The sequence below is a fragment of the Microbacterium gawkjiense genome (genome assembly GCF_031932225.1).
GTDB lineage: Bacteria > Actinomycetota > Actinomycetes > Actinomycetales > Microbacteriaceae > Microbacterium > Microbacterium gawkjiense.
In genome coordinates, this window is record NZ_JAUZVV010000001.1 from 1,210,933 (window position 1) to 1,228,067 (window position 17,135).

Genomic DNA, 17,135 nt, shown 5'->3' on the forward strand with positions numbered 1-17,135 from the left:
CGAGGTTGCCTGGGTGGTCACGTCGTGTTGCGGTCTCTTTACGATGCCGGCCACGTCGGTCACCGGGTGGGGACGGCGGAGCCCGCGGCGACGGCCCGAGCGGCGGCGGCTTCGCGACGCGACGGGCGCACGCGGCGGGGGGCGGCGGGGCGGCCGTAGGTCACGTACAGCGGGATGCCGACGAAGAGCAGTCCGCCCACGAGGTTGCCGAGCACCGTCGGGATCTCGTTCCAGATCAGGTAGTCGCCGATCGTGAAGTCGCCGCCCAGAAGCAGCCCCGACGGGAAGAGGAACATGTTCACGATGGAGTGCTCGAAACCCATGAAGAAGAACAGCATGATCGGCATCCACATCGCGACGATCTTGCCGATCACGTCCTTCGACACCATCGCGAGGACGACTCCGGTGGCGACCATGGCGTTGCAGAGCACGGCGCGGACGAAGAGGGTCAGCATCCCGTTGGCACCGTGTTCGGCGTAGCCGACCGTGCGGCCCTCGCCGATGTGGCCGATCGCCTGACCGACCTCGTTCGGCGGGGTCGAGAAGCCGTTCGTGAAGACGATTGCCATGAGCAGCGCGATCGAGAACGCGCCGATGAAGTTGCCGAGGAAGACGAGTCCCCAGTTGCGCAGGATGCCGCCGAGCGTGACGCCCGGGCGCTTGTCGAGCCACGCGAGGGGTGCGAGCACGAACACGCCGGTGAGCAGGTCGTAGCCGAGCAGGTAGAGCATCACGAACCCGATGGGGAAGAGTACGGCGCCCAGCAGCGGCATGCCGGTGGTGACGCTGACCGTGACGGCGAACGCCGCCGCGAGCGTGAGCAGCGCGCCGCCCATGATGGAGCGGACGAGGGTGTCACGGGTGGAGAGCATGACCTTCGACGCGCCGGCGTCGATCACGGTCTGGACGAGCTCGGTGGGCTTGACGTACGTCATCGCAGATCCCTTTCAGTCGTGGAGCCGGGTGTGAGGCTCGACGCTAAAGGGCGGGTGTTTCCCCCGACCGCACCGGGATCGACCGCTTTGGTTACCTCTTCCTCTCTTCGGAGGGAGGCGCGATGTGAGATCGGATGCGTCCGGTCGTCGGCCTCCGGAGCAGAGACCGATGGTTGACTGAGCGCATGACCGTCGTCGTGTGCGGGCCCGCCACCTGGAACCACCTGATCGAACTCGATCGGCTCCCCGAGCCGGCACCCCACATGCAGTTCGCCACCGGATCGGTGCGGACGGTCGGCGGAACATCGGCGGGCAAAGCGGTCCACCTTGCGGAGCTCGGCCTGGACGTGAGATTGCACGCGCTTCTCGGAGCGGATGCCGAGGGCGCCGCCGTCGCGAGCGGGCTCGCGAGTGCGGGCGTGCGTCTGGCGCGCCACGCGTCCGACGCCACGGAGCAGCATGTCAATCTGATGACTCGGGCGGGCGAGCGGGTCTCCCTGTACGTCGCGACGCCCTCGGCAGCAGATCCGGCGGTCGTCGCGGAGATCGGTGATGATCTGGACTCCGCCGCTGTCGCGGTCGTGGATCTCAGCGCGCTCGGGGCCGAGCTCGTGGCGCGCGGCATCGACGCCCCGGTCTGGACGGACCTCCACGACTACGACGGGAAGGCCGCATTCCACGAGCCGTTCCTGCGCGCCGCGGAGGTCGTGTTCATGAACGACGATGCCGTCGATGACCCGTGGCGGCTGCTGGAGTCGTGCCTCGAGCGTGGCCCCCGTCTCGCCGTGTGCACGCGCGGAGCGTCAGGGGCGATCGCGATGGACGCCGCTCGCCGTCGGTACGCGGTCGCCGCGGTGGAGGTCGATGTCGTCGACAGCAACGGGGCCGGAGACGCCTTCTTCGCCGGATTCCTCGCGGCGCACCGCGCGGGCTCGGACGTCGAAGCGAGCCTTGCGGCCGGTGCGCGACAGGCTGCGGTGGCCCTCGCGTCGCCCCATCTGCATCCGGCGCTCAGCGAGCCGGACGCGGGCACGCGGACCGGCTGAAGACTGCCGCGAGAGGTCAGTCGACGTCGGTCTCCTCGTGGCCGACGGAGCGGGCTTCGAGGTAGGCGCAGAGCTCCGCGGCGACGGACAGCTCGACCGCCATGCCGTGCAACTGATGGCTGTTGAGGGTCGTTGTATCGGGCTGCGGTTCGAGCGTCACGCGCCACGACGCCTCCCCGATGGCCGCCGGCTCCATGAAGATCGTGACGGTGGCGTTCTGCAGGGGGACGACGACCAGTCCCGTGTCGCTTCCTTCCGAACCGTCCTGCACGATCACCTTGACCAGCTCGCCCGCGCCGCGGGCTTCGTGGAAGTCCGCCACCCAGCGTTCAAGGGTCTCTTTGCTGCGGAACGGCATGGGCTTCCCTTCTCGGCGGCGGGAGAGTAGCGGATCCGGAGACACGTGGCTACTGGCGGCTGTCCGCCTGTTCCCATCACCTATTCTCGACGATGTCGTCGCATTTCGGCGCGACGAGCAGGGAGTGGATGTGGCGGAGGGCGAGCACACGGCCGGCTATTGGTACGACGAGTCGCCCGGCGAGCGCGATCGCGCTCGCCGTGTCCTCGAAGCCCTGCGCACGTACCGGGCTGCGGAGGCGGCGATGCGCCGCCGGACGCGGGACTCCATGGCGATGGGCGAGAACGAGCTGCTCGCCCTGCGGTACCTCATCCGCCAGCCGGGCCACTCCGCCCGTCCCGCCGAGCTCGTCAAGTACCTCGGGGTGACATCGGCCTCGATCACGACGATGCTCGACCGGCTCGAGAAGACCGGTCGTGTCGAGCGCATCGCGAACCCGAGCGACCGGCGCAGCATCTTCGTACGGGCCACCCCGCACGCCAACGAAGAGGTGCGTGAGACCCTCGGGCGCATGCACGGGCTGATGTACGACGTCGCGGTCGGGATGACCCCCGACGAGCAGGAGCACGTCGTCGCCTTCCTGCAGAAGATGACGGATGCGGTGGACGACGTCGCGCCCGTGACCGCCGAGGCCTGACCGCGGCATCCGCTGTACCCGCCGCGGAGCGGGAACGCAACCATTCCCGTGATTCCGTTCCGACGCCCATAGTGGGCATATGAGATGCATCACGTACGCCGGCGAGACCGTGGTCACGACCGATGACGTCGCGGAGGCTCTCGTCACGTTGACGGCCGCCGTCGCAGAGCGCGGACGGGCCGATGCCGTCACGATCCCGATCGTCTTCGAGAAGAGCGGGGAGATCGGCGAGGCATCCCTCGTCATCGGCGTCGGCAACGACGTGCTTTCGGTCGCGACGGAGTGGGACCGCCCAGAGCCCGACTTCTCGTTCGCTGCCGCGCAGCTGCGCCACCACCAGCATTTCCCTCGCGCCGACGGCGGCTCGGGTGACAGTGTGTACGACGAGGGGCCCGAAGCGTACTGGGACCCCGACCTCGACGGGTTCGGCCGGGCCTGACGCGAGCGGTCAGTCGTCGACCCCCGGCGGAGGTGTCCCGAGCGACTCGACCACGTCGAAGAACGTGTCGGGGACGTCCGCGTTGATGAGGGGGCCGAGGGCGTCGAGGCGGGCGGTCGAGGTAATCCCGACGACGGTCGCGTCGACGAGGGGACTGCGCATCGAGAACTGCAGCGCCGCGGCGGCGAGGTCGACCCCGTGCTCGTCGGCGAGGCTGCGGACGCGACCGACATGGGCGGCGAAGTCGGCGGGCATCGGGCGGTAACCGAACGAGCCGTCGCCGTTGGCGAGCGTGCCCCCGCCGAACGGCGCCGCATTGAAGACCGTCATGCCCTGCGCGCGGGCCGCCTCGAAGACGGGCTCGGCGGTGCGCGTCACGAGCGTGTAGCGGTTGTGAGAGAGGACGACGTCGAACGCACCGGTGTCGACGTACTCCCGCACCTGCGACAGCGTGCCCGATGCGATGCCGATCGCGCCGATCACGCCCTGGTCGCGGAGCTCGATCAGGGCGGGGACGGCACCGCCCTTGCCCATCGCCTCGGCGAGCGTCAGGCCGTAGGGGTCGTGCAGCTGGTACAGCGGCAGGCGGTCGAGCCCGAGGCGGGTCAGCGACTCGTCAAGCGAACGCCTCACCCGGTCGCCGTCGAAGACGCCCGTGTCGGGGTCGCTGTCGGCCTTCGAGTAGATCCGCGACGGTCCGGGCAGTCCGCCGGCGCGCCGGATCGCGTCGCCGAGCGCCTGCTCGCTGCGTCCGCCGGCGTAGTTGTTGCTCGTGTCGACGTCGCCGAGGTCCGAGCGGATCAGGGCGTCGGCGAGCTCGGCCGCCCCCGGGCGGTCGCCGAGACGCGAGGCCCCGAGGATGACGGGGGTGGGGGAGAGGGTGTTCATCGGTGCCTCCCGGCTTCGGTGCGCGGTCGCCTCCGACGATACCCACGGTCGCGCGCGTAGCGTGTGACAGGACGGATGCGGCGACCCGCGGCATCCGTCGATCGATCAGCAAGGAGAACCCATGCCCACCGTCGCCGCGTACGCAGCCCCTTCGGCAACCGACCCCCTCATCCGCACGACGATCGAGCGTCGCGAGACGGGACCGCGCGATGTGCTCATCGCCATCCGTTACGCGGGGATCTGCCACTCCGACATCCACACCGTCCGGGGCGACTGGGGTCCGGTGACCTACCCGCAGGTCGTGGGGCACGAGATCGCCGGCGAGGTCGTCGAGGTCGGATCCGAGGTCACGGGTTTCGCGGCCGGTGACCGCGTGGGCGTCGGCTGCATGGTGAACTCGTGCCGCGAGTGCGAGAACTGCCGGGCCGGCATGGAGAATTACTGCCTGAAGGGCAACACGCAGACGTACGCGTCGGTCGACCGCGACGGCACGATCACGCAGGGCGGCTACTCGACCCACGTCGTCGTCGATCAGGACTTCGTGCTCCGCATCCCCGAGACGCTCCCGTACGAGTCGGTCGCACCTCTGCTGTGCGCCGGCATCACGACCTACTCCCCGCTCGCGCATCGGAAGGTCGGCCCCGGCTCGAAGGTCGCGGTCGTCGGCATGGGCGGGCTCGGGCACCTCGCGGTCAAGATCGCGGCCGCGATGGGCGCTGAGGTGACCGTGCTGTCGCAGACCCTGTCGAAGCAGGAGGACGGCCTGCGCTTCGGTGCGTCGCACTACTTCGCGACGAGCGACGACGCCACCTTCCGGACCCTCGCCAACACGTTCGACCTCATCCTCAACACGGTGAGCGCGCCGCTGAAGCTCGACTCCTACCTGCGGATGCTGCGCCTGGACGGCACCATGGTCAACGTCGGCGCCCCGCCCGAGCCGCTGCCGCTGCGGGTGTTCACGCTGTTCGGCAACCGGCGGTCCTTCGCCGGTTCCAGCATCGGATCCATCGCCGAGACGCAGGAGATGCTTCAGTTCTGCGCCGCCCACGGCATCGTCCCCGAGACCGAGCTGATCGGCGTCGACGAGGTCAACGAGGCGTACGAGCGGGTGCTGCGATCGGACGTCCGCTACCGCTTCGTCATCGACATCGAGACCTTGAAGGACTGAGTCTGAAAACCCGGCGGGATCTGGTCACCTCGGGGTGTTACCCTCGCGTCAGAGCGTGACATCTCCCGCCGGGTCCACCGGCGCGGTCGCGCACGGGAAGACGGACACATGCCGTACCGCAGCCGCGCCACCCTCCAGCTCTGGCTCGAGGACTTCATGTCCGCGCGCGCGGACGGCGACCTCATCAAAGTCGTGATCCAGGACGATTCGTGGGGCGACGACGGCGGGCTGGTCGTCGTGCCGCTGCGCAACGCCTCGACCACGGTGTACGTGCGCCCGCCGATGGGGGAGGACTCCCGCTGGCGGGTCGTCTTCGAGCCCCAGCTCGACGAGGTCGCCCTGTCGGCCGAGGAGACGGCTGCCCTCGTGGCCGAGCTCGGGACGGCGGCCGAGCTGTGCGGCTACCTCGAGGTCCGCTCGGTCGCGCACAACGAGGCGGCACCGACGGCCTGAGGGGACCATGCGTCCGACCCGGGTCAGATGGTGGATGTCGGCCAGCTGGCGGCGGCGATCGGGTCGACCTCCGCGGCAGGGTCCGGTTCGGGGACGATCCGCAACCCGGTGGGGGAGTTCGCCGACGACATCAGCGCTTCGACCCACGCCGGGTTGATCGTCGTCCGCGCACGGGTGTCGAACCGGAAGTCGATGTCGGCAGCTGAGTGCACCCACGTGACTCCACGTGAAGACGAACGGCTCGCCCCGGCGCAGCTTCGTGACGATCACCAGTTCGAGGTGAGCGATCACCCGATCCTCGAGTTTCACTGATGCGTTGCCGATCGTTATGCGTCCCACCTCGGCAGGCTCTGCGACGGTGCCCCGCGCAGCAGGGGGTTGACTCGTCTCACATCAGCCGTGCTTCTACGCATCGTCGACGTGCATGCCGCTGATCCGATCCCATTCGAGCGACGTGAACTGCAGGAACAGTCAGAGGTCGCTGGCGACAGCCACCTCCGCCGCGATCGCCGCCAACTTCATCGGAGACAGGGTCAGATCGCCCGGGCGGGAGGTGAGCGTCGTCTCCCACCACGTGTTGTCGAGGCTAGCGGGCTGCATGTAGACCTCTGCGCCGCCATTGCCGAGATCGACGACGACCAATCCCGTGTCGCGTCCCTCCGAGCCGTCCTGAACAGCGACCTTGATCGTCATCCCGTGCGCCGCGCTCTCTGCGAGGAACTCCCTCACCCATGCTTCCAGAAGGGCCTTCGACCGCGCGGGCACCGGTGCAGGACGATCTTCCACGACTGCACCATGCCATCTGGGCGAACCGTTCGGTCATTCCCATTCCCACGGCGTGGCCGGGATCGGCTCCCAGCTCGCGGCCGTCTGCTGCGTGGCGATACTCACGCTGCTGATCGAGGTGATGAGCAGGCGCACGTCGACGGCTTCCGGTGTCTGGAAGGTGACGAACTCCGCTCCGGATCTGGCAGCCGCGGCGACACTCCTCGCCAATTCGTCCACATCGGTGTCTTCCGCGAGCCGGAAGACGGCGCCATCGACGGCGATCGTCGTCTGGGGCTTCTCCGGCTCGGTCACCCGGCGACGATACCTCATTTCGCTAGACGCCCTAGCGAAAACACCACTCTCCGGACTCTTCGGCGTTAATGCGCGCGAGCTCCCTCGGGCTGAACACCCATCGGCGGCGATCTCGTCCAGCAGACCCTCGCGCGAGAGGTCGGTCTCGATCCCCCCCGCGTTCGACACCGTTCCTGCGGGACGGGTGTCAGGATGAGGCGCATGGAGCCGCTCGAAGGATCCCGATGGGTCGTCACCGGTGCCGCAGGACTCATCGGTCGTGCGCTCCGCCAAGCTCTGCGGGACCGTGAGGTCCTGCTCGTGTGTGCGGTCGAGTTGAGCGGGAGCACGGCGGCGGAGTTGGCGCTCATGGCGAAGCGGTTCGAGCTCGCCTGGATCGCGTGAAGGACGGCTCCAGCGGCGGCGGAGTCTCCAAACCTCTTCGTAAGACGCGGTAACGGCCCGTCACGGAACGTCCCGCACCGGACGGGCCGGTGCCCCGCGGGTTAGGAATGTGTCTCAGCCACACACCCACAGCTCGCACGAAGGAACGCCGCACCATGTCCGACCAGCCCCAGCACCCACAGAACGACCTCCGGACGGCGGTCGCCGGAGAGAAGAAGCGCACTCGCGTCGTGCTCTCCGTCGCCATCGGAGTGGTCGCCGTCGCCGCCATCGTGGGCGGCGTCGTGTTCGCCACCACCGCGTTCCGCGCTCCGGCTGCCGGCGCAGCCGGTGAGCCCGCAGCTGCGGCGCAGCCCATCAGCGTCAAGATCGCCGTGTCCGAGGACAGCCCGTTCCGGGACACGATCAAGGAGGTCGCGGCCGAGAAGGGCCTCGACATCGAATGGGTCAACGTGCAGGACTGGGTGCTTCCGAACACCGAGCTCGCGGCCGGTACGGTCGACGCCAACGCCTTCCAGCACATCCTGTACCTGAGCGCGTTCAACGCCGAGAACAACGAGGACCTGACTCCTGTCTTCTCGACCCTCATCACCCAGTGGGGCATCTTCTCGGCCTCCCTGGACTCGGTCGAGGACGTGCCGGACGGCGCCAAGATCGCCATTCCGGACGACCCGTCCAACGGCGGCCGCGCGCTGAACATCCTCGAAGCAGCCGGCCTGATCGAGCTCTCGGAGGACAAGAGCGACTTCCCCTCGACCGATGACGTGACCGGCAATCCGAAGAACCTCCAGTTCGTGGAGATCGCGGCGACCTCGATCGCGCAGCAGTTCGACGACCCGAGCCTCGCGGCGGTCGTCGTGGGCACCTCCTACTTCGACCCCAGCCAGGGCATCACGACCGATGACGCACTGTTCCTCGACGACTCGCTCTCCGAGCAGAACCTCCCTTACGTGAATGTCATCGCCACGCGCGACGACAACAAGGACGACCCGGCGTGGGCGATCCTCAAGGAGGTCTACGCGGACGAGCGCGTCGCGGACGCGAATGTCGAGGAGAACGCCGACACGACGGTGCTGGTCGACGTGCCCGTCGAGAAGCTCCGCGCCAAGCTGGCCGACCTCGAGGAGCAGGCAGCCTCTCAGTAAGCCGCTGCCGCACCATCCCTCTCGGGGCCGTGGCGGACGCTCGTCCGCCACGGCCCCCTCGACCGGAGAAGAGCACCCATGAGCACCGCCATATCCTTCGAGAACGTCTCCAAGTCCTTCACGGTGAAAGGACGGACCTTCGCCGCCCTGAACGACGTCAGCCTCACGGTCGAAAGGGGCGAGATCTTCGGCATCGTCGGATTCTCCGGCGCCGGCAAGTCCACTCTCCTGCGCACCGTCAACGCTCTCGAGCGACCGACCAGCGGCCGCGTCGTCGTCGACGGTCGTGAGATCTCTGCGCTGTACGGCAAGGCGCTCTATGCCGCCCGGCAGCGCATCGGCATGGTGTTCCAGCAGTTCAACCTGCTGGAGTCGCGGAACGTCTACAAGAACATCGCCTACCCCCTGCGGCTCGCGGGGATCCCCGAGGATGAGACGCTCGACCGCGTCGAGGAGCTCCTGCGCTTCGTCGGGCTCACGGACAAAGCGCTGTCATACCCGTCGCAGCTCTCCGGCGGACAGAAGCAGCGCGTCGGCATCGCTCGCGCTCTGGCCACCCGGCCCGACGTCCTCATCTCGGACGAGGCGACCAGCGCCCTCGACCCCCAGACCACGCGCGAGGTCCTCGACCTCCTCCGCCGCGTGAACGAAGAGTACGGCGTGACGATCCTGCTCGTGACCCACGAGATCGACGTGATCCGGGAGATCGCCGACAAGGTGGCCGTCATGGAAGACGGAGAGGTCGTCGAGCACGGCAGCGTTTACGACGTCTTCTCGGCGCCGCAGCATCCGACGACTCGACGATTCGTCTCATCCGTCCTGCACCACATCCCGTCGCCCGACGCGCTCGCGAAGATCCGCGCCGTGCACCACGGCCGGCTCGTGCAGCTGCACGTCGAGGACCGGGACACCAATCATCCGTTCCTCTCCCAGGTAGCCCGAGACCACGGGGTCGACGTCAACGTCGTCTTCGGAGGTGTCGACGAGCTGCAGGGACGTCTGTTCGGCAGCCTGACCGTCGAGCTGATCGGCGCCGACGAGGCGGTGGATGCCGCGATCGCCGGACTCCGGCAAACGACGTCCGTCGCGGAGCTCGACGCGCGCGTAGCGGAGGTGGCACGTGCGTGACTTCGACCCCGATGCCTTCTTCCCGCGGCTGCGGGATGCCATCGCTGAGACCGGCCTCATGGTGACCGTCGCTTTCGCGGGCGCAGCCGTCATCGGAGTGTTGCTGGGGCTCCTGCTCTACGCGAGCCGCCCGGGCAACCTGCTGCAGAACCGATTCGTCTTCGGCGTGCTCAATTTCGTGATCAACGTGATCCGTCCAATCCCGTTCCTCATCGTCGCCATCGCGGTCATCCCGCTCACGCGCGTGATCTTCGGGACGGGCCTGGGCCCACTCCCGCAGACGATCCCGCTCATCATCGTGGCGTGCGTCGCCATCGCCCGCGTCTCGGAGTCCAACCTGGTCGCGGTCAGTCCGGGATCGATCGAGGCCGGCGCGGCGATGGGGGCGAGCCCCGCGCGGGTGCTGTTCTCCATCGTCGTCCCGGAAGCTCTCGGCCCTCTCACGCTGGGACTGACCTACATCCTCGTCGCCCTGGTCGACGCGACCGCTGTGGCCGGAGTCCTCGGCGGACGCGGGCTCGGGTCGCTCGCGATGAACTACGGCTACCAACGCTTCGACTGGATCTCGGTGGCGATCGTCGTCCTCGTCCTCATCGCGCTCGTCCAGGCGGCGCAGTTCCTCGGCAACGCTGTGGCGCGGAAGGTGATGCACCGATGAGCGTCGCCTTCGATGAGTTCGTGTCCCGCGTCGCCCCCGACGCGGCACGGCGGGAGCGCGACCGATGTCTGCTGACGGAAGAACTCGCCGAGCTGCGCGGGATCGGGTTCGGCACGTGGCGGGTGCCGGAGGCCTTCGGCGGGTCGCCCCTGCGCCTCGAGGAACTGTTCGCCCGCCTCATCCGCCTCTCCAGCGCGGACGCGAGTCTCGGCCACGTCTGGCGTGGACACATCGCCTTCGTGGAGTCGCTCCGGCAGCAGCCGGCGGACTTCGCGGCACCGTGGTTCGAACGCATCCTCGCGGGAGATTTCGTCGGCAACGCTCAGTCCGAGCGCCACGACACCGCGCGGCTCGAGACCCGCATCGATCGGTCGGAGGGGTCGCCCGTCCTGTCGGGCACGAAGTACTACACGACCGGGAGCATCTACGCCGACTGGATCCATCTCGCGGCGCTGGACGGCGACGATCGCGTCGCGGTCACGGTGTCCGCGCATCACGACGGGGTGCGGTCGACCGATGATTGGGACGGTTTCGGTCAGGTGCTCACCGGCAGCGGTACCACCGTCTTCGATCGGGTTCCGGTCGGCGAGGACAGCATCGTTCCGCCGTCGAGCGACCCCGCCGATACTCGGTGGCACCATCTCGGGTCGATCCTCCAGCTCGCGCTCATCGCCGTCATCGCAGGAATTGCGCAGCGCGCCCTCGACGACACGGTGGCCTTCGTGACGCCGCGCCGTCGCACCTTCGGATTCGCCGGCGAGACTCTGCCCCGAGAGGATGCCCTGGTCCAACTCGTCGTCGGCGAACTGAGCGTCGCCGCGGCGACCACGCGGCGTCTGGTGCTGTCTGTGGCCGCCGATCTCGGGGACGCCTCGGAGTCGGGCGCCAGCGTCGAGCGCATGCGCGACATCCAGTTCGACGTGTTCCGCCTGCAGGAGCTGGTGCCCCGGCTCGTCCTGGATGCGACGACCAGACTGTTCGAGGTCGGCGGAGCGTCGGCGGTCGGCAACGGGTATGCGCTCGACCGGCACTGGCGCAACGTCCGGACGATCGCATCCCACAACCCGGTCATGCAGCGGACCCGTGCGCTCGGGCAGTTCGCGCTGACCGGCGATCTCCCCGACTGGCAGGCGCCCGCGGCGGAACGATCGGAGGCATCCCGATGACCCTTCCCTCCATCACACTCGGCGACGGGCTCGTCGTTCCCGCTCAGGGCTTCGGGACGATGTCGCTCACGCACGCCTACGGCCCGGCGGACGAGCGGGAATCGATCGCCACCCTGCACGCCGCCATCGACGCAGGTGCAGCCCTCATCGACACGGCCGACATCTACGGCGACGGTGCGAACGAGGAGCTCGTCGGACGCGTGGTCCGCGCCCGGCGGGACGAGGTCGTCCTCGCCTCGAAGTTCGGTTTTCTGTCCGCCCCGGATGCCGACGGTCTGCGGGTCCGCGGCGACGCGCCGTACCTCCGCGCGGCCGTGGAGCGCAGCCTCCGCAGGCTCGGTGTGGAGCGCATCGATCTGTACTACTACCACCGGGTCGATCCGCGCGTGCCGATCGAGGACACCGTGGGAGCGATGGCGGACCTCGTCGCCGCCGGACTGATCGGCCATGTGGGACTGAGCGAAGCCACGGCTGCGGAGCTCGCGCGCGCACACACCGTCCATCCGATTGCGGCCGTTCAGAGCGAATGGTCGATCTGGAGCAGGGACGTCGAGGACCACGTCATCCCTGCGGCGGTCGACAGGGGAGTGGGCTTCGTCGCGTACGCGCCGCTCGGCCGCGGCTTCCTGACCGGTGCCGTCAGCGCGGATTCCCCACCGGATCCGACCGACAGCCGCCGCAACTTCCCGCGGTTCGACGCGGAACGCCTCCGCTCGAACGAGGTGGTCGTCGACGCAGTGCGTCGACGGGCAGCCGATGAAGGGGTGTCACCCGCCCGGCTCGCACTGGGCTGGCTGTACGACCGGGCAGAGAGGCTCGGTGTGGCGCTCGCAGCGATCCCCGGGACGCGACGAGCGGACCGGGTCCGCGAGAACGTCTCCGCACTCGGACACCGCCCGTCCCCGCAGACGGTCGCTGAGCTCGATCGCCTCGCTTCGCTGGTGGAGGGCGATCGGGCGCGCGACCCGCTCACGATCTCGCAGGGCCGCGAGCGGATCGGTGACGAATGAGTCGCGTCCGTGATGCTGTGCACCGGTTCACCGCCGTCTTCGACGACGTGGGGAGGGATGCCGTCACGCGCGAACGCGACCGGCGACTCCCGCACGCCGAGGTGGCTGCGCTGCGCGAGGCGGGGTTCACGAGAGTGACGCTGCCCGAGGAGTTCGGAGGGGGCGGCGAAGCGCCTTCCGTGCTGTTCGAGCTCCTCGCCGAGTTGGCTCGCCGCGACCCTAACCTCGCTCAGTTGTTCCGCTCGCACTTCTCGTTCGTCGATCGCACGGTGCTCGCCCCGCCGTCATCGCAACGCACCCGCCGTCTCGAACTGATCTCGTCGGGAGCGATCGTCGGCAACGCCAGTCATGAACGGTCGACGGCGAAGGTGGGGACTCTCGCCACGACGCTCGCAGACTCGCCGGACGGTCTCGTGCTGGACGGCACGAAGTACTACAGCACCGGCACCCTGTTCGCAGACCTCGTGTCCGTGGCCGCCCAGGATGAAGGCGGTGCTCTCGTGTCGGCGCTGGTCCCGACGAACGCGTCGGGCGTCGAGGTCATCGACGATTGGACGGGATTCGGCCAGCGCATGACCGGGAGCGGTACGACGGTCTTCCGTGCTGTCACGGTGACGGAGGATGCCGTCTCGCGCCGACTCACGGGCGGACCGTCACACGGCGGAGCCTTCGTGCAACTGGTCCTGCTCGCGACGGTCGCGGGCATCGGTCGGGCGATCGTCGACGATGCCGTCCAGTTCGTGCAGACCCGCACCCGGACCTTCAGCCACGGCTCGGCGGCCATGGCCCGCGAAGACCCGATCGTGCAGGAAACCGTCGGCAGACTGTCCGCTCTCGCATTCGCCGCCGACTCGGCGCTCGCCTCCGCCGCCGCGGGCCTGGACGAGTCGACGACGGCGCAGCAGAGCGGTGCGTCGGGAGAAGAGCTGCGTGCGATCATCGAGCCCGTGGAGGCATCCACCACTCGTGCACAACTCGTCATCCTTCCATCGGTCCTCGACGCCGCCACTCTTCTCTTCGAGGTGGGTGGGGCGAGCGCGGTCGACACGGGGCTCGCCCTCGACAGGCATTGGCGCAATGCCCGGACGATCGCGTCGCACAACCCCACCCCCTTCAAAGCCAGAGCCCTCGGCGATCTCCTACTCAACGGCATCCCCGTCCCGGGATGGTGGAGCACCGGTGAGGCATGAGGCGAACCCGGAAAGGCATTGAATGACCGAGCCCAAGAAGCTCATCCTGAACCTGTTCGAGATGAACACGGTGAGCCACATCACGCACGGTCTCTGGTCATTGCCGGAGAACAACCGGCACCGTTTCAACGACATCTCGTACTGGCTCGAACTCGCTCAGATCCTCGAGCACGGTGGGTTCGACGGTGTGTTCCTGGCCGACGTGATCGGAGCGTACGACGTGTTCCGCGGCGGCCCCGAGACGGCGATCCGCGAGGGACTCCAGATCCCGTCGAACGACCCGCTTCTGGTCATCCCCGCCATGGCGGCGGTCACGGAGAGGCTCGGGTTCGGGGTGACGTTCTCGACGAGCTACGAGCCGCCGTTCGCCTTCGCACGCCGCATGTCCACCCTGGATCACCTCACCGGAGGGCGGGTCGGGTGGAACGTCGTCACCTCGTACCTCCCGAACGCCGCGCGCAATTTCGGTCTCGCCGACGAGATCCCGCACGACCGCCGCTACGCCATCGCCGACGAGTTCCTCGACGTCGTCTACAAGCTCTGGGAAGGGTCGTGGGATGACGACGCCGTGGTCGCCGACGCGGTCGGGAAGACGTACACCGACCCCTCGAAGGTCCGGTACATCGACCATGTCGGCGAGAACTTCCGTGTCGCCGGTCCGCACCTCAGTCAGCCGTCCCCGCAGCGGACCCCGGTTCTGTATCAGGCGACCGGGTCGCCGGCGGGCATCGCCTTCGCCGGTCGTCACGCCGAGCTCGTTTTCACCGGCGGGCGGTCGACAGCGGACTTCATCCAGAATGCCGAGCGGATGCGGGAGGCCGCCGCGCGTCACGGGCGTACGGCAGACGACCTCAAGTTCATCGTGCAGGCGGGCGTCGTCGTGGGGCGCACGGAGGAGGAGGCGTCGGACAAGTGGCGCACCTATCGCGAGCAGACCAGCCTGGAAGGCATCCTCGCCCACGCCGGGTTCCCCTTCGATCCGACGGTGTTCCCGCGGGAGACCCTCGTTCGCGATGCCCTCGCGCAGGCCGGCGTCGCCGAGAAGGCGGTGCCGAGCGCGGGCCCCGACACGACGATCGGTCAGCTCATCGACGGGATCGCAGGCGGACGGGAAGGCCGGTTCTTCGTCGTCGGGACGCCGAAGGTGGTCGCCGATGAGATCGAGCGGTGGCTGGACGAGGACGGCGTCGACGGGATCAACCTGCGTCAGTACCACTCCTTCGACACGGCCCGTGACTTCGCCGAGCTCGTCGTCCCCGAGCTGCGCGCGCGCGGGCGTCTGCTCGAGGGCGGGCCGACCCTCCGGGAGCGCCTGTTCGGCCGGGGACCGCGACTGCCCGAGAATCACATCGCCGCGCGCTACCGCGGTGGAGCGAACTTGACCGTCCCGATGCCTCCCCTCTTCGGCTGAGGAGAGTGTCCGCACGCCTGGGCTGGCAGCGCGTGTGAATGAATATGACGAACCTCTACCTCGTGTTTCAGGTGTCCGTTCCGGGTCAGCGCCACCCCGGGACGATGGAGGGATGTCGCACCTGGTCACCGTCGAGGAACTCGGCACCGAGCTGTCCGTCGGTGCGCCCGTGCGCCTCCTGGATGTGCGGTGGCGGCTCAATGAGCCCGAAGGTCGTCCCGCGTACCTGGGCAGCCACATTCCGGGCGCCGTCTACGTGGACCTCGAGCGTGAGCTCTCGCGACCCGGGCACCCTGAGGAGGGACGCTACCCGCTGCCGGACCCGGTGCAGCTAGAGCAGGCGGCCCGTCGCTGGGGGATCAGCGACGGTGACCGTGTCGTCGTGTATGACGACAACGACGGGGTGGCGGCGGCCCGTGCCTGGTGGCTTCTCCGTGGACACGGGGTGCACGTACGACTCCTGGACGGCGGCTTCCCCGCATGGCTGCACTCAGGGAATCGGCTCGCACGGGGCGACCACATCTCCACTTCGGGAGATGCGACCCTCAGCGCTTCATCCCTCCGTACCATCTCGATCGACGAGGTCGCGAACGCCGTGCGCCCGGGCTTTCTCGTCGACGTGCGAGCGCCGCAGCAATATCGCGGTCAGGTCAGCGGCCTCGAGGCCGTCGCCGGGCACATTCCGGGAGCCATCAACATCCCCACGGTGACGCACATCGACTCACGCGGGCGTCTGCTGTCGCCGGACCGCATCCGCGAGACGCTGAGGTCCCACGGCCTCGAACCGAGCACCCCCGTGATCGTGTACTGCAACAACGGCATCGCGTCGGCGCACTCGACGCTCGCGTTCGAGTCGGCGGGGTATCAGCCACAGCTCTATGCCGGCGGGTGGAGCCAGTGGAGCAGCTCGCCCGGGCGTCCGATCGCCATCGGACGCACTCCTGCCGACGTCATCGTGGCGGCGTGACACTCGACGTGCGTTGATCGAGCCGTGTCCGCTCGACGAGCATCTGCTCAGTCTCGACGCCACGCTGCGCCCAGGGAGGACGTGCGGGGAATGAGTCGCGGCTCGAGGGTCACCGTCCGGTTCCGGATGGTCGGGTTCTCGATGCGCTCCAGCAAGAGGTCCGCCGCCGCGTGACCCATCTCTTCTCCGGGCTGGGCGACCGTCGAGATCGGCACGGCGCTTTCGGAAGCGAAGTGATTGTTGTCGTAGCCGGTGACGGCGATGTCTTCGGGCACCGAGAACCCAGGGGCCTCTCCGAGGAGCTGAACGAGCCCGATGGCCAGGAGGTCGGATGCCGCGATGACGGCGTCGAAGGCCTGTGACTCATCCGAAAGGAGCCGCTTCGCGACTTCGCGTCCGTGACGGATGTTGAGACCCCGGGTTTCGATGACGTCGAGCGTGGCACCGGGAACCTTGGTGACGGCTTCCCTCGCGCCGTCAAGACGAGAGGAGACCGCCGACAAGAAGAGAGGTCCACCTGTGAACAGCAGTCGCCGCCGGCCGAGAGCGAGGAGATGCTCCGCCGCCAGGCGTCCGCCGTGGCGTTCGTCGACGGTCACGCCTGAGTAGGCGAGTGCCGGCGATTCGAAGTTGACGAGCACAGTCGGAGTCGATCGCGTGGGCAGAACGCTGGATCGCGCGAGCGCGGTGTCGAGGGGGGCGAAGATGATGCCGGCGACCCTCGACCGGTCGAGCAATTCGAGGTTGTGGACCTCTCGGGTTGGTTCGATGTCCGAGTTGACGATGAGGACGTCCATCCCGCGCCGCCGCATCACGTCTTCGACCCCGCGAGCGATGTCGACGAAGAAGGAGTTGCCGAGGTCGGCGAGGACGAGTCCCACGGAGGTGCTGACGCCCGCCGCGAGGGAGCGGGCCGCGTCGTTTCTGACGAAACCCAATTCGGCTATCGAAGCCAGGACTCGTCGCCGCGTGGCTTCTCGGACCTTCTCGGGGTTGTTGAGCGTGTTCGACACGGTGCCCAGAGCGACCCCGGCATGCGCGGCAACGTCGGCCATGCTGGGCTGCGGCTTCG

Annotated in this window: 20 protein-coding genes and 1 pseudogene; 14 read left to right on the forward strand and 7 right to left on the reverse strand. The window is 68.4% G+C overall.

Annotation, left to right across the window (positions count from 1 at the left end; genetic code table 11):
- Nucleotides 1–59 precede the first annotated feature (59 nt).
- The gene (locus tag Q9S71_RS05910) at nt 60–935 is read right to left on the reverse strand and encodes a formate/nitrite transporter family protein (RefSeq protein WP_217528650.1); all 876 of its coding nucleotides are present in this window, start codon (nt 933–935) and stop codon (nt 60–62) included.
- 185 nt (nt 936–1,120) lie between these two features.
- On the opposite strand from Q9S71_RS05910, the gene Q9S71_RS05915 reads away from it, so the two are divergent.
- Nucleotides 1,121–1,981, forward strand: a complete 861-nt coding sequence (locus tag Q9S71_RS05915; protein WP_311861134.1) for a carbohydrate kinase family protein — start codon at nt 1,121–1,123, stop codon at nt 1,979–1,981.
- A 16-nt stretch (nt 1,982–1,997) separates the two neighbouring features.
- Here Q9S71_RS05915 and Q9S71_RS05920 read toward each other — a convergent pair whose 3' ends face one another.
- The gene (locus Q9S71_RS05920; protein WP_311861135.1) at nt 1,998–2,339 is read right to left on the reverse strand and encodes a hypothetical protein; all 342 of its coding nucleotides are present in this window, start codon (nt 2,337–2,339) and stop codon (nt 1,998–2,000) included.
- 130 nt (nt 2,340–2,469) lie between these two features.
- Between Q9S71_RS05920 and Q9S71_RS05925 the strand changes: the two genes are divergently transcribed.
- The gene (locus tag Q9S71_RS05925) at nt 2,470–2,976 is read left to right on the forward strand and encodes a MarR family winged helix-turn-helix transcriptional regulator (RefSeq protein WP_311861136.1); all 507 of its coding nucleotides are present in this window, start codon (nt 2,470–2,472) and stop codon (nt 2,974–2,976) included.
- 79 nt (nt 2,977–3,055) lie between these two features.
- On the forward strand, nt 3,056–3,415 hold the full coding sequence (locus Q9S71_RS05930) for a hypothetical protein (RefSeq protein ID WP_311861137.1): 360 nt from the start codon (nt 3,056–3,058) through the stop codon (nt 3,413–3,415).
- Between the two features lie 9 nt (nt 3,416–3,424).
- On the opposite strand, the gene Q9S71_RS05935 is transcribed toward Q9S71_RS05930, so the two are convergent.
- A complete protein-coding gene (locus tag Q9S71_RS05935) occupies nt 3,425–4,303 on the reverse strand; it encodes an aldo/keto reductase (protein WP_311861138.1) in 879 nt (292 codons plus the stop codon).
- Between the two features lie 121 nt (nt 4,304–4,424).
- On the opposite strand from Q9S71_RS05935, the gene Q9S71_RS05940 reads away from it, so the two are divergent.
- Nucleotides 4,425–5,471, forward strand: coding sequence for an NAD(P)-dependent alcohol dehydrogenase (locus Q9S71_RS05940; RefSeq protein WP_311861140.1), 1,047 nt, complete (start codon nt 4,425–4,427; stop codon nt 5,469–5,471).
- Nucleotides 5,472–5,579: 108 nt separating this feature from the next.
- Nucleotides 5,580–5,924, forward strand: coding sequence for a hypothetical protein (locus Q9S71_RS05945; protein ID WP_311861142.1), 345 nt, complete (start codon nt 5,580–5,582; stop codon nt 5,922–5,924).
- A gap of 23 nt (nt 5,925–5,947) precedes the next feature.
- Here the strand turns inward: Q9S71_RS05945 and Q9S71_RS15140 are convergent.
- The 3 genes and pseudogenes from Q9S71_RS15140 to Q9S71_RS05960 form a co-directional block, all read right to left on the reverse strand.
- Nucleotides 5,948–6,263 (reverse strand): annotated as a pseudogene (locus Q9S71_RS15140) (DUF7882 family protein).
- A gap of 132 nt (nt 6,264–6,395) precedes the next feature.
- Complete coding sequence (locus Q9S71_RS05955) at nt 6,396–6,617, reverse strand: hypothetical protein (RefSeq protein ID WP_311861144.1); 222 nt, start codon at nt 6,615–6,617, stop codon at nt 6,396–6,398.
- A 126-nt stretch (nt 6,618–6,743) separates the two neighbouring features.
- A complete protein-coding gene (locus Q9S71_RS05960) occupies nt 6,744–7,004 on the reverse strand; it encodes a hypothetical protein (protein ID WP_311861146.1) in 261 nt (86 codons plus the stop codon).
- Between the two features lie 201 nt (nt 7,005–7,205).
- Here Q9S71_RS05960 and Q9S71_RS05965 point away from each other — a divergent pair, with 201 nt between their 5' ends.
- The 9 genes from Q9S71_RS05965 (at nt 7,206) to Q9S71_RS06005 (ending at nt 16,063) form a co-directional block, all read left to right on the forward strand.
- On the forward strand, nt 7,206–7,388 hold the full coding sequence (locus tag Q9S71_RS05965) for a hypothetical protein (protein WP_311861147.1): 183 nt from the start codon (nt 7,206–7,208) through the stop codon (nt 7,386–7,388).
- A 155-nt stretch (nt 7,389–7,543) separates the two neighbouring features.
- Nucleotides 7,544–8,533, forward strand: coding sequence for a MetQ/NlpA family ABC transporter substrate-binding protein (locus Q9S71_RS05970; protein WP_311861150.1), 990 nt, complete (start codon nt 7,544–7,546; stop codon nt 8,531–8,533).
- A 78-nt stretch (nt 8,534–8,611) separates the two neighbouring features.
- On the forward strand, nt 8,612–9,661 hold the full coding sequence (locus tag Q9S71_RS05975; protein ID WP_311861151.1) for a methionine ABC transporter ATP-binding protein: 1,050 nt from the start codon (nt 8,612–8,614) through the stop codon (nt 9,659–9,661).
- Nucleotides 9,654–10,319: a methionine ABC transporter permease gene (locus Q9S71_RS05980; RefSeq protein ID WP_311861152.1), complete on the forward strand. Its 666-nt coding sequence runs from the start codon at nt 9,654–9,656 to the stop codon at nt 10,317–10,319. The genes Q9S71_RS05975 and Q9S71_RS05980 overlap by 8 nt, the downstream gene beginning before the upstream one ends.
- Complete coding sequence (locus Q9S71_RS05985) at nt 10,316–11,485, forward strand: acyl-CoA dehydrogenase family protein (RefSeq protein WP_311861153.1); 1,170 nt, start codon at nt 10,316–10,318, stop codon at nt 11,483–11,485. Before Q9S71_RS05980 ends, Q9S71_RS05985 begins: the two co-directional genes overlap by 4 nt.
- Entirely contained in the window at nt 11,482–12,495 is a 1,014-nt protein-coding gene (locus tag Q9S71_RS05990) for an aldo/keto reductase (protein WP_311861154.1), read from the forward strand. The genes Q9S71_RS05985 and Q9S71_RS05990 overlap by 4 nt, the downstream gene beginning before the upstream one ends.
- Nucleotides 12,492–13,685, forward strand: a complete 1,194-nt coding sequence (locus tag Q9S71_RS05995; protein ID WP_311861155.1) for an acyl-CoA dehydrogenase family protein — start codon at nt 12,492–12,494, stop codon at nt 13,683–13,685. The genes Q9S71_RS05990 and Q9S71_RS05995 overlap by 4 nt, the downstream gene beginning before the upstream one ends.
- Nucleotides 13,686–13,707: 22 nt before the next feature.
- On the forward strand, nt 13,708–15,096 hold the full coding sequence (locus tag Q9S71_RS06000) for an NtaA/DmoA family FMN-dependent monooxygenase (protein ID WP_311861156.1): 1,389 nt from the start codon (nt 13,708–13,710) through the stop codon (nt 15,094–15,096).
- Nucleotides 15,097–15,208: 112 nt separating this feature from the next.
- On the forward strand, nt 15,209–16,063 hold the full coding sequence (locus Q9S71_RS06005) for a sulfurtransferase (RefSeq protein WP_311861157.1): 855 nt from the start codon (nt 15,209–15,211) through the stop codon (nt 16,061–16,063).
- 47 nt (nt 16,064–16,110) lie between these two features.
- Here Q9S71_RS06005 and Q9S71_RS06010 read toward each other — a convergent pair whose 3' ends face one another.
- Nucleotides 16,111–17,118, reverse strand: a complete 1,008-nt coding sequence (locus tag Q9S71_RS06010; RefSeq protein WP_311861158.1) for a LacI family DNA-binding transcriptional regulator — start codon at nt 17,116–17,118, stop codon at nt 16,111–16,113.
- Between the last annotated feature and the right edge of the window lie 17 nt (nt 17,119–17,135).

Excerpts from the sequence above, each read along its gene's own strand:
- Q9S71_RS05920 (WP_311861135.1), bottom strand. The coding sequence starts at position 2,339 with ATGCCGTTCCGCAGCAAAGAGACCCTTGAACGCTGGGTGGCGGACTTC.
- Q9S71_RS06000 (WP_311861156.1), top strand. The coding sequence starts at position 13,708 with ATGACCGAGCCCAAGAAGCTCATCCTGAACCTGTTCGAGATGAACACG.
- Q9S71_RS05985 (WP_311861153.1), top strand. The coding sequence starts at position 10,316 with ATGAGCGTCGCCTTCGATGAGTTCGTGTCCCGCGTCGCCCCCGACGCG.
- Q9S71_RS05955 (WP_311861144.1), bottom strand. The coding sequence starts at position 6,617 with ATGACGATCAAGGTCGCTGTTCAGGACGGCTCGGAGGGACGCGACACG.
- Q9S71_RS05945 (WP_311861142.1), top strand. The coding sequence starts at position 5,580 with ATGCCGTACCGCAGCCGCGCCACCCTCCAGCTCTGGCTCGAGGACTTC.
- Q9S71_RS06010 (WP_311861158.1), bottom strand. The coding sequence starts at position 17,118 with ATGGCCGACGTTGCCGCGCATGCCGGGGTCGCTCTGGGCACCGTGTCG.
- Q9S71_RS05930 (WP_311861137.1), top strand. The coding sequence starts at position 3,056 with ATGAGATGCATCACGTACGCCGGCGAGACCGTGGTCACGACCGATGAC.
- Q9S71_RS05995 (WP_311861155.1), top strand. The coding sequence starts at position 12,492 with ATGAGTCGCGTCCGTGATGCTGTGCACCGGTTCACCGCCGTCTTCGAC.
- Q9S71_RS05975 (WP_311861151.1), top strand. The coding sequence starts at position 8,612 with ATGAGCACCGCCATATCCTTCGAGAACGTCTCCAAGTCCTTCACGGTG.
- Q9S71_RS06005 (WP_311861157.1), top strand. The coding sequence starts at position 15,209 with ATGTCGCACCTGGTCACCGTCGAGGAACTCGGCACCGAGCTGTCCGTC.
- Q9S71_RS05910 (WP_217528650.1), bottom strand. The coding sequence starts at position 935 with ATGACGTACGTCAAGCCCACCGAGCTCGTCCAGACCGTGATCGACGCC.
- Q9S71_RS05990 (WP_311861154.1), top strand. The coding sequence starts at position 11,482 with ATGACCCTTCCCTCCATCACACTCGGCGACGGGCTCGTCGTTCCCGCT.
- Q9S71_RS05940 (WP_311861140.1), top strand. The coding sequence starts at position 4,425 with ATGCCCACCGTCGCCGCGTACGCAGCCCCTTCGGCAACCGACCCCCTC.
- Q9S71_RS05965 (WP_311861147.1), top strand. The coding sequence starts at position 7,206 with ATGGAGCCGCTCGAAGGATCCCGATGGGTCGTCACCGGTGCCGCAGGA.
- Q9S71_RS05935 (WP_311861138.1), bottom strand. The coding sequence starts at position 4,303 with ATGAACACCCTCTCCCCCACCCCCGTCATCCTCGGGGCCTCGCGTCTC.
- Q9S71_RS05915 (WP_311861134.1), top strand. The coding sequence starts at position 1,121 with ATGACCGTCGTCGTGTGCGGGCCCGCCACCTGGAACCACCTGATCGAA.
- Q9S71_RS05970 (WP_311861150.1), top strand. The coding sequence starts at position 7,544 with ATGTCCGACCAGCCCCAGCACCCACAGAACGACCTCCGGACGGCGGTC.